Origin of the sequence: Nocardia sp. NPDC058244 (genome assembly GCF_042882065.1) — a bacterium.
Classification (GTDB): Bacteria; Actinomycetota; Actinomycetes; order Mycobacteriales; family Mycobacteriaceae; genus Nocardia.
Map to the genome: position 1 here is coordinate 879,956 of NZ_JBHVWX010000001.1, position 12,163 is coordinate 892,118.

A 12,163-nucleotide genomic window follows, 5' to 3' on the forward strand; every position below is an offset into this window, starting at 1 on the left:
TTGGACCGGCTGGATTTCGGCGGAAACGGCGAAACTGGTGACGGACGTGGAGTCTCTGCGGAGTACTTCCCGCTCTCGCCCGCACAGCTGGGTATCTGGTACGCGCAGCACGTCGACCCGCAGGTGCCGATCAATATCGCCCAGTTCGTCGACCTGCGTGGCCGGCTCGACGTCGCGGTGCTCGAGCAGGTCAGCTCCCAGGCCGCCGCGGAGCAGCAGTCGGGCTTCCTGCGCATCGTCGAGATCGACGGCGAGCCGATGCAGACCGTCGACCTCACCCTCGACGACACGCTGATCTACGTCGACCTGCGTGACGAGGCCGACCCCGAGGCCGCCGCGGCGGCGTGGATGCGCGCCGAGTACAGCCGCCCGCTCGACATCGTCGCCGACCGCCTGGTCCAGGCCGCCGCGCTGCAGCTCGAGGACGAGCGCTGGTACTGGTACGCCCGCGTCCACCACATCGTGCTCGACGGTTTCGGCGCCAACAACTTCGTCACCCGCACGGCACAGCTCTACACCGCGGCCGTCACCGGCGTCGACGCGCCGGCCAACAAGGCCACCGATCTGCGCGCGCTCTACGAGTCGGAGATCGCCTACCGCGACAGCTCCCGCTTCGAGTCCGACAAGGCGCACTGGGCCCAGCGCGTCGCCGGGCTGGAAGAGGGCAGCAGCCTCACCGGCCGCTCCGCGCCGCCCTCGCCGGTCAACGACGTCACCAGCGCCGCCCTGAGCCCCGCCCAGGACGAGCTGTTCGGCGAGGCCATCGCCCGCCACGACACCACCTCGGCGCCGCTGCTGATCGCCGGTTTCGCGGCGTACCTGGCGCAGATCACCGGTACCTCCGACGTGATCCTGAGCCTCCCGGTGACCGGCCGCACCACGGCCGTGATGCGCCGCTCCGGCGGTGTGACCTCGAACATCGTGCCGCTGCGTCTGCGCGTCGGCCACGACACCACCGTCGCCGAGCTGCTGCGCGCGGTGACCACCGAGGTCTCCGGCGCGCTGCGCCACCAGCGGTACCGGCACGAGGACATCCGCCGCGATTCGGCGGGCGAGGGCATGGTCGCCACGGAGTTCTTCGGCCCGTGGGTCAACATCATGCTGTTCGACAACGAGCTGCGCTTCGGCGACATGGACGGCACCCTCAACGTGCTCTCCACCGGCTCGATCGAAGACCTGGGCGTCAACTTCTACCAGTCGCACGGCGGCACCCGCTCGCACATCGACTTCGAGACCAACCCGAACCTGTACTCCGCGGCCGACGCGGCCACCCACCACGCCCGCTTCCTGGAGTTCTTCGACCGCTTCCTGGCCGCCGACGCGGTGGCCCCGGTGTGGAGTCTGCCGGTCACCGGCGCCGCCGAGCTGGAGCGCTCGCTGACCGAGTGGAACGACTCCGCGCACGAGGTCCCCGCGACCACGCTGCCCGCGCTGCTGGACGCGCAGATCCCGCTGACCCCGGACAACATCGCCCTGGACTTCGAGGGCGAGACCCTGACCTACGCCGAGTTCGGCGCGCGGGTCAACCGCCTGGCCCGGTTCCTGATCGCCGACGGCGTCGGCCCGGAGTCGCTGGTCGCGCTCGGCATGCGCCGCTCGCTGGACCTGGTGATCGGTATGCACGCGGTGCTGCGCGCCGGTGGCGCGTACGTGCCGATCGACCCGGATCACCCGGCCGACCGCACCGCCTACATCCTCGAGTCCGCGGCACCGGTCTGCGTGCTGACCACCACCGGCGACGACCTGGACCTACCGAGCACGGTGGCCAGGGTGGAACTCGACACCCTCGACACCGCCGCGTTCGCCGACACCCCGATCACCGACGCCGAGCGCCTGGCGCCGCTGCGCCCGGACAACACGGCCTACGTCATCTACACCTCGGGTTCGACCGGCCGCCCCAAGGGCGTCGCGGTCACCCACCACGCGATCGTCAACCAAGAGCTGTGGATGCTCGACGAGTACCGGTTGACCGCCGACGACGTCTACCTGCAGAAGACCGCCACCACCTTCGACGTGTCGCTGTGGGGCTACTTCCTGCCGCTGATGGTCGGCGCGAAGCTGGTCATCGCCTCGCCCGACGGCCATCGCGACCCGCTCTACGTCGCGGACATGATCGAACGCCACGGCGTCACCGTGACCGACTTCGTGCCGTCCATGCTGACGGTGTTCGTCTCGCACGCCACCCGGGCCCAATGCGAAACGCTGCGTGCGGTTTTCGTCATCGGTGAGGCGCTGCCGCCGGAGACCGCCGCCGGTCTGCGCGCGATCTCCACCGCCGGTCTGCACAACCTGTACGGCCCGACCGAGGCCGCGGTCTCGGTCACCTACTGGGAGGCCACCGAGGCCGACACCGTCACGGTGCCGATTGGTATCCCCGAGTGGAATGTCGAAGTGTACGTGCTGGATTCGCGGCTGCGCCCGGCCGCGATCGGCGCCCCGGGTGAGCTGTATCTGGCGGGTCGTCAGCTGGCCCGCTGCTATCGCGGCCGCCCGGACCTGACCTCGGATCGCTTCATCGCCAACCCGGTCGGCGCGCCCGGCGAGCGCATGTACCGCACCGGTGACCTGGTGCGCTGGAACGCCGACGGCGTGCTCGAGTACATCGGCCGCACCGACTTCCAGGTGAAGTTCCGTGGTCAGCGCATCGAGCTCGGCGAGATCGAGACCGACCTGCTCGCGCACCCGAGCGTGTCCCAGGCCGCGGTGCTGGTGGTCGACACCGCCACGGGTCAGCAGCTGGTGGCCTATGTGGTGCCCGCGCCGGGCCAGTCCGCCGATCCGGCGTCGCTGACCAGGTTCGTCGCCGAGAAGCTGCCCAGCTACATGGTGCCCGCGTCGATCATGGTGCTCGACGCGTTCCCGCTCAACACCTCCGGCAAGCTGGACCGCAAGGCCCTGCCCGAGCCCGTCTTCACCGCCGCCGCAGGCGATTTCCGCGCGCCGCGCACCCCGGCCGAGCAGATCGTGGCTGGCATCTTCGCCGATGTGCTGTCCCAGGAGCGGGTCGGCGCCGACGACAACTTCTTCGAGCTCGGCGGTAACTCGCTGGTCGCGACCCAGGTCGTGGCCCGCATCGGCGCCGCGTTCGGCATCCAGCTGGGTGTGCGCGCGCTGTTCGAGACCCCGACCGTGGCCGGGCTGGCCGCGCGGGCCGAATCGGCGACGCCCGCCGACATCTCCGCGGCGCGCCCGCCGCTGGTGGCGCTGCCGCATCCGGAGCAGGTGCCGCTGTCGCTGGCCCAGCAGCGGATGTGGTTCATCAACCAGTTCGACCCCGCCGCACCGACGTACAACCTGCCCTTCGTGGTGCGGATGAAGGGCCGCGTCGACGTCGACGCGCTGATCGCGGCGCTCGACGACGTCGTGGTGCGCCAGGAATCGCTGCGCACCATCTTCCCGGACGCCGACGGCGGCTTCCAGCAGGTGCTCGGCGCCGACCAGTTCGATCTGGGCATCACGGTGACCCCGATCGATCAGTCGCTCCTGCACGACGAGCTGATCCTGTTCGCCTCCACCGGTTTCGACGTCACCCTGGAACTGCCGATCCGCGTGCGGATCTACCAGGTGACCGGCGGAACGACCAATGGCACACCGGAATTCGCGGTCGCCTTCGTGGTCCACCACATCGCGGCCGACGGTTTCTCCTTCGGCCCGCTGGCCCGCGACGTCGCCACCGCCTACCTGGCCCGCTCGGCGGGCGAGGCGCCCGGCTGGGCGCCGCTGCCGGTGCAGTACCGCGACTACACCCTGTGGCAGCGCGAACTGCTCGGCGCCGAGAGCGATCCCACGTCGATGGCCGCGCGCCAGCTCGACTACTGGCAGCGGGCGCTGGACGGCCTGCCCGACCAGCTCGACCTGCCCAGCGACCGCCCGCGCCCGCAGCAGCAGAGCTTCCGTGGCGCCCGGGTCGGTTTCGAGATCGACGCGCAGACCCACGAGCAGCTGGCCGCGCTGGCCCGCGCCAACGGCGTCACCCTGTTCATGGTCATGCACGCCTCGCTGGCCGTGCTGCTGGCGCGGTTGTCGGGCACCACCGACATCGCGGTCGGCACGCCCATCGCCGGCCGTGGTGAGCAGGCGCTCGACGACCTGATCGGCATGTTCGTCAACACCCTGGTGTTGCGCTCCGACGTCGACCCGACCCAGCCGTTCAGCGAGTTCCTGGCCCGCACCCGCGAGACCGACCTGAGCGCGTTCGCCAACGCCGATGTGCCGTTCGAGCGGCTCGTCGACGTGCTCAACCCGTCGCGCTCCCAAGCGCGGCACCCGCTGTTCCAGGTGGTGCTGTCGTTCCAGGAGATGTCGCACGGCACCCTGGAGCTGCCCGGCCTGTCGGTCGACGCCGACGAGGTCGAGGTCGACATGGCCAAGTTCGACCTGCAGTGGACGCTGACCGAGGAACACACCGTCACCGGCTCGCTGTCGGGCATGACCGGCGTGCTCACCTACGCCGTCGACCTGTTCGACCAGTCGACCGTGGAAGAGCTGCTGCTGCGCTGGCGGCGCGTGCTCGACGCGATCCTGGCCGACCCGGCGGTCACCGTCGGCGCCATCGACGTGCTCGACGACGCCGAGCGCACCGACCTGATCACCCGCTACGGCGCGCCCGCCGCGGTGGCGCGCACCCTGCCGCAGCTGATGGCGCAGGCCGCCCTCGACACCGAGGCCACGGCCGTGGTGTTCGAGGGGACCAGTGTGTCCTATGGCGAGCTCGATCGCCGCTCGAACCAGTTGGCGCGCTTGCTGATCCAGCAGGGCCTCGGTGCCGAGGACTTCGTCGCCGTCGCGGTGCCGCGCTCGCTGGAGTCGGTGCTGGCGGTGTGGTCGGTCGCCAAGACCGGTGCCGCGTTCGTGCCCGTCGACCCGAACTACCCGGCCGACCGCATCGCGCACATGATCACCGATGCCGGTGTGTCCGTGGGTATCACGGTCACCTCCGAGGCCGACGAGCTGCCGGAATCGGTGCGCTGGCTCGAGGTCGACGACATCGATCTCGACGACATCTCCGACGCGCCGCTGGCCCCGCGCGAGCTGGTCCGCCCGACCGACCCGGCCCAGCCCGCGTACCTGATCTACACCTCCGGTTCCACCGGTGTGCCCAAGGGCGTGGTGGTCACCCACGCCAGCGTGGCCAACTTCTGCGCCGAGCAGATCGACCTGTACTCGCTCGACTCCGACACCCGCGCACTGCATTTCGCCTCGCCGTCGTTCGACGCGTCGGTGCTGGAGCTGCTGCTGGCGCTGGGTCGCGGCGGCACGCTCGTCGTGGTCCCGCCGGGTGTCTACGGCGGTGAGGAACTGCGCGACATCCTCATCACCGAGGAGGTCACCCACGCGTTCGTCACCCCGGCCGCGCTGGCCACCTTCGACGCGCGCGGCCTCGACCATCTGCGGGTGCTGGCCGCCGGTGGTGAGGCGGTCCCGCCGGAGCTGGTCACCAAGTGGGCGGTGCGCCTGCCCGACGGTTCGCGCCGCATGCTGGGCAATGTCTACGGCCCGACCGAGACCACCATCGCCTCCAACCTCTCCGAGGGCCTGATCCCGGGGGAGCGGGTCGTCATCGGTGGACCCATCCGCGGCGTCCACACCCTGATCCTCGACGACCGCCTGCGCCCCGTGCCGGTGGGCGTGGCCGGTGAGCTCTACATCGGCGGCATCGGCATGGCGCGTGGGTACCACGCGCGCGCCGCGCTGACCGCCGACCGCTTCGTCGCCAACCCCTACGCGCCCGGCCTGCGGATGTACCGCACCGGTGACGTGGTGCGCTGGACCGCCGACCGCAATGTCGAGTACGTCGGCCGCTCCGACTTCCAGGTGAAGGTCCGCGGTTTCCGGATCGAGCTGGGCGAGATCGACTCCGCGCTGGCCTCGCACGAGACCGTCGATTTCGCGGTCAGCATCGGCCACAAGAACAAGGGCGGCAGCACCTCGCTGGTGTCCTATGTCGTCGCGGTGCCCGGCAGCTCGATCGATGTGCCCGCGCTGACCGACCATGTCGCGCAGCGCCTGCCCGCCTACATGGTGCCGTCCTCGATCATGGTGCTGGCCGCGGTCCCGCTGACGGTCAACGGCAAGCTCGACCGCCGCGCGCTGCCCGCGCCGGTGTTCGAGGTGCGTGAGTTCCGCGCGCCGACCACCCCGATCGAGCAGATCGTCGCGCAGGTCTTCGCCGACGTGCTCGAACTGTCCCGGGTCGGCGTCGAGGACGATTTCTTCGAGCTGGGCGGCAACTCGCTGATCGCCACCCAGGTCGCCTCCCGCATCGGCATCGCCCTGGACACCAGGGTGCCCGTGCGCATGCTGTTCGAGGCCCCCACCGTCGCGGCGCTGGCCGCGCGGGTGGAGTCCCAGGCCGGTGACGGCGCCCGCAAGGCGCTGGTCGCCCGCGAGCGGCCCGACCTGGTGCCGCTGTCGCTGGCCCAGCAGCGCATGTGGTTCCTCAACCGCTTCGACACCGCCTCGGCGGTCAACAACATCCCGGTCGCGATCCGCTTGTCCGGCGAGCTGGACGTGGCCGCGCTGCAGGTCGCCGTCATCGACGTGATCGACCGGCACGAGTCGCTGCGCACCGTGTTCCCCGAGTCGGGCAACGGCCCGGTGCAGGTGGTGCTCGACGCCGCGCAGATCGTCCCCGACCTGACCCCGTACCGGGTCACCGAGGACAACCTCATCGATCACCTGATCGACCTGGCCTCGATGGCCTTCGACGTGACCAGCGAAGTGCCGCTGCACGCACGGCTCTTCGAGATCAGCGAGACCGAGTACGTGCTCGGCATGGTGGTGCACCACATCTCCGCCGACGGCTGGTCGATGGCGCCGCTGTCGCGCGATGTCATCGTCGCCTACGCCGCCCGCACCTCCTGGGAGGCGCCGACCTGGGCCGAATTGCCGGTCCAGTACGCCGATTACGCGCTCTGGCAGCGCGAGGTCCTCGGCTCCGAGGACGACCCGCAGTCGCTGATCTCCTCCGAGATCGACTACTGGGCCCGCGAACTCGCCGATCTGCCCGACGAGCTGGTGCTCCCGGCCGACCACCCGCGCCCGCCGGTGGCCAGCTACCGCGGTGGCACCTACAGCTTCGTCATCTCCGGCGACACCCAGCGCGCCCTGGTGGAACTGGGCCGCCGCTACAACGCCTCGCTGTTCATGGTCATGCACAGCGCGCTGGCCGTGCTGCTGGCCCGCGCCAGCGGCACCAGCGACATCGCCATCGGCACGCCGGTGGCGGGCCGTGGTGACCAGGCCCTCGACGACCTGGTCGGCATGTTCGTCAACACCCTGGTGCTGCGCAGCCAGGTCGAGGGCGCGACCTCCTTCGCGGCCCTGCTCGACCAGGCCCGCGAGACCGACCTGCAGGCGTTCGCGCACGCCGACGTGCCGTTCGAGCGGCTCGTCGAGGTGCTCAACCCGCCGCGGTCGCAGGCGCGCCATCCCCTGTTCCAGGTGATGCTGTCGTTCCAGAACAACAAGCAGGCCTCGCTGCAGCTGCCCGGCCTGTCGGTCAGCGGCATCGACTACGACTCCCAGCTGGCCAAGTTCGACCTCCAGCTGACCCTGACCGAGGTGCAGGACACCGACGGTGAGGCCGGCGGCATGTCGGCCGAGTTCTCCTACGCCCTCGACCTTTTCGAGGAGTCGACGGTCGCCGCGTTCGCGCGCAGGCTGGACAACATCTTCGCCGCGATCGTGGCCGATCCCGAGGTCGCCGTCGGCGACATCGATCTGCTCGCGCCCGAGGAACACGCGCAGGTCCTCGTCGACTGGAACGACACCGCGCGCCCGGTGCCGGCGGGCACCCTGGTCTCGCTGTTCGACGCCCAGGTCGAGCGGACCCCCGACGCGGTCGCGCTGGTCTTCGAGAACGAGCGGCTGAGCTACCGCGAGTTGCAGGAGCGCGCCAACCGCATCGCCCGCAGGCTGATCGCGGACGGTGTCGGCCCGGGTGCGCATGTGGCACTGGCCATCCGGCGCTCCACCGAACTCGTCGTCGCCATGTACGCGGTGCTGCAAGCGGGCGCGGCGTACGTGCCGCTCGACCCGGACCAGCCCGCCGACCGCATCGGCCACATCCTCGAGACCGCGCGGCCGGAACTGGTGCTCACCAGCCGACGCGACGCGTTCGAGGCCGACGGCGTCACCGTGCTCGCCGTCGAGAACATCGAATCGCCCGCCGATTTCGGCTCGGCGCCGATCACCGACGCCGAGCGCACCCAGCCGCTGCGCGCCACCAACACCGCCTACGTGATCTTCACGTCGGGTTCGACCGGCCGCCCCAAGGGCGTCGCGGTCGACCACGCCGCGATCGTCAACCGCCTGCTGTGGATGCAGCACGAGTACCCGATCGACGGCGCCGACGCGGTGCTGCAGAAGACGCCCGCCACCTTCGACGTGTCGGTGTGGGAGTTCTTCTGGCCCTTGCAGACCGGCGCGCGCCTGGTCGTCGCCAAGCCCGATGGCCACCGCGACCCGGTGTACCTGGCCCAGGTCATCGCCGAGCACGGCATCACCACGGCGCACTTCGTGCCGTCGATGCTGTCGGTGTTCGTGTCCACCCTCGGCAGCAACGGCAACGGCAACGCGGTCCGCTTGCGTCAGGTGTTCGCCTCCGGTGAGGCGCTGCCCGCGCCGACCGCGCAGCGCCTGCGCGAGCTGACCGGCGCCCGCCTGCACAACCTGTACGGCCCCACCGAGGCCGCGGTCGACGTCACCTATCACGAGGTCGTCGACACCGACCTGGAGTCGGTGCCGATCGGTCGTCCGGTGTGGAACACCAAGGTGTTCGTGCTGGATTCGCGGCTGCATCCGGTGGCCCCCGGTGTCGCGGGTGAGCTGTACCTGGCGGGCGATCAGCTCGCCGTCGGGTACCTCAACCGGGCCGATCTCACCGCCGACCGCTTCGTCGCCAACCCGTACGGCGCGGCCGGTTCGCGCATGTACCGCACCGGTGACCTGGTCACCTGGACCCGCGACGGGGAACTGAACTACCTGGGCCGCACCGACTTCCAGGTGAAGCTGCGCGGTCTGCGGATCGAGCTCGGCGAGATCGAGGCGACCCTGCTCGCGCAGCCGGGCGTCGCGCAGTCGGTCGTGGTCGTGCGCGCCGACGCGCACGCGGGCGATCAGCTCGTGGGTTATGTGGTGCCCGAAGCGGATTCGGGCATCGACGTGGCGGCCGTGAAGGCGGGCGTCACCGCCGAGCTACCCGCGTACATGGTCCCCGCCGCGCTCGTCGTGCTCGACGAGTTCCCGCTCAACGCCTCGGGCAAGCTCGATCGCAAGGCGCTGCCCGCGCCGGTGTTCGAGGCCAAGGTGTTCCGCGCGCCGTCGACCCCGATCGAGGAGATCGTCGCGGAGATCTTCGCCGACCTGCTCGGCGCCGATCGCGTCGGCGTGGACGACGACTTCTTCGCCCTCGGCGGCAACTCGCTGGTCGCGACCCAGGTCGCGGCCCGCCTGAGCAAGGCCCTCGACGCGGAGGTCGGCGTCCGCACCCTGTTCGAGGCGCCGACCGTCGGCGCGCTCGCGGCCAGGGTGGAGTCGCACGCGGGCACCGGCGTGCGCGCCGAGCTCACCGCGCGGCCGCGCCCCGAGCACCCGCCGCTGTCGCTGGCACAGCAGCGGATGTGGTTCCTCAACCGCTTCGATCTCGGCGACACCGGCGACGCGGGCACCTACAACATCCCGGTCGCCGTGCGCCTGCAGGGCCTGCTCGATCTGCCCGCGCTGCGCGGCGCGGTCGCCGACGTCATCGCCCGGCACGAGTCGCTGCGCACCGTCTACCCCTCGCACGACGGCACCGCCTACCAGAAGGTGCTCGCCGCCGCCGTTTCCATCCCCGAGCTGGAACTGGTCGAGGCCGACGAGACCGATATGGCGATCTCGCTCTACGAGTTCGCCCGGCGCGGTTTCGATGTCACCGCGCACGCCCCGGTCCGCCTGCGGGTCTACGAGCTGGGCGAGCGTGAGCACGTGCTGGTGATGGTGGTCCACCACATCGCCTCCGACGGCTTCTCGCTGCGCCCGCTGGTGCGCGACCTGATGACCGCCTATGTGGCGCGCACGGCCAACGCCGAGCCGGGCTGGCCGCCGCTGGCGGTGCAGTACGTCGACTACGCGCTGTGGCAGCGCGAGACCCTCGGCGAGGAGACCGATCCCACCTCGCTGATCTCCGAGCAGCTCGACTACTGGCGCGGCGCGCTCGCCGATCTGCCCGACGAGCTGCGCGTCGGCCACAAGTCGCGGCCCGCGCAGGCCACCTACCAGGCGGGCACGCACCGCTTCGAGGTGCCGGGCGAGCTCGTCGACGCGCTGAACCGGGTCGCCCACGAGCACGGCACCACGCTGTTCATGGTGGTGCACAGTGCCTTCGCGGTGCTGCTGTCGCGCCTGTCCGGCACCGAGGACATCGCCGTCGGCATCCCCGTCGCCGGTCGTGGCGAGCAGGCGCTCGACGACCTGGTCGGCATGTTCGTCAACACCCTGGTGCTGCGCGCGCAGGTCGACCCGGCCGCCTCGTTCACCGAGCTGCTGGCCCGGGTCCGCGAGCACGACCTGGCCGCCTTCGCGCACGCCGACGTGCCGTTCGAGCGCCTCGTCGAGGTGCTCAACCCGGCCCGCTCGCAGGCACGCCACCCGCTGTTCCAGGTGATGCTCTCGTTCCAGAACCTGGGCCGCACCACCCTGGAACTGCCCGGCCTGACCGTGTCCGAGCTGGGCATCGACCAGCACGTGGCCAAGTTCGATCTGCAGCTGGCGCTCAGCGAGGTGCCCGCCGACGACGACAGCCACATGGAGGCCGAACTCGTCTACGCCACCGACCTCTTCGACGCCGGCTTCGCCGCCACCTTCGGCGCGCGCCTGCTGCGCGTGCTCGAGGGCGTCGTCGCCGACCCGGCGGTCGCCGTCGGTGACATCGAACTGCTCGACGCCGCCGAGCGCACCCTGGTGCTCGACCGCTGGAACGACACCGAATTCGCCGTCGACGCCGCGCTGAGCACCCCCAGCGACGACGACCCGGCCACCCTCAACGCCCTGTTCGAGGCGCAGGTCGCGCGCACGCCCGACGCGACCGCGCTCACGTTCGAGGGGACGAGTCTGTCCTACGCCGAGTTCGCGGTGCGCGTGCGGCAGCTGGCGCGCTGGCTCAAGGACGCCGGTGTCGGCCCGGAATCGTATGTGGCCCTGGGTATGCGGCGCTCGATCGACCTGCTGGTCGGCATGTACGCCGTGTCCGCCGCCGGTGGCGCGTACGTGCCGCTCGACCCCGATCACCCGGCCGAGCGCATCGAGCACATCCTCGAGACCGCGCAGCCGGTCTGCGTGCTGACCTCCGGCGAGAGCCTGCCCGGGGTGGCCGGGCGCGAGGTGCGCATCGACCAGCTCGACCTGTCCGGCCAGTCGGCCGAGCCGGTCACCGACGCCGACCGGCATCGTCCGCTGCGCTCGGACAACACCGCCTACGTCATCTTCACCTCCGGCTCGACCGGTCGCCCCAAGGGCGTGGCGGTCAGCCACGCCGCGATCGTCAACCGCCTGGTCTGGATGCACGCCGCCTACGGCCTGGCCGCCGACGACGTGGTGTTGCAGAAGACGCCCGCCACCTTCGACGTGTCGGTGTGGGAGTTCTTCTGGCCCCTGCAGGTCGGCGCGCGCTTGGTGGTGGCCAAGCCGGACGGGCATCGCGACCCGGCCTACCTGGCCCGCCTGATCGCCGCCGAGCAGGTCACCACGGTGCACTTCGTGCCGTCGATGATGGCCGTGTTCGTCACCGAACCCCTTGCCGCGGACTGTGTCTCGCTGCGCAATGTGTTCGCCTCCGGTGAGGCGCTGCCGTCGCCGACCGCGCAGCGCCTGCGCGAGCTGACCGGCGCCGCGCTGCACAACCTGTACGGCCCCACCGAGGCCGCGGTCGACGTGACCTATCACGAGGTCACCGACGCCGACGCCGACACCGTGCCGATCGGCGCCCCGGTGTTCAACACCCGTCTCTACGTGCTGGATTCGCGCCTGCGGCCCGTTCCGGTCGGTGTCGCGGGTGAGCTCTATCTCGCGGGCGTGCAGCTGGCGCACGGCTATGTGGGTCGCCCCGACCTCACCATGGACCGCTTCGTCGCCGATCCGTTCGCGCCCGGCGAGCGCATGTACCGCACCGGTGACCTCGTCA

1 protein-coding gene (only partly in view) is annotated in these 12,163 nt (G+C 70.8%); it reads left to right on the forward strand.

Annotated elements, in window-relative coordinates; all coding sequences use genetic code 11:
- Window positions 1-12,163: the 5' portion of a non-ribosomal peptide synthase/polyketide synthase gene (locus ACFVW6_RS04270; RefSeq protein ID WP_378823752.1), read on the forward strand. 31,514 nt of this gene lie beyond the right edge of the window; only the first 12,163 of its 43,677 coding nucleotides appear in the window; its start codon is at window positions 1-3; its stop codon lies beyond the right edge, outside the window.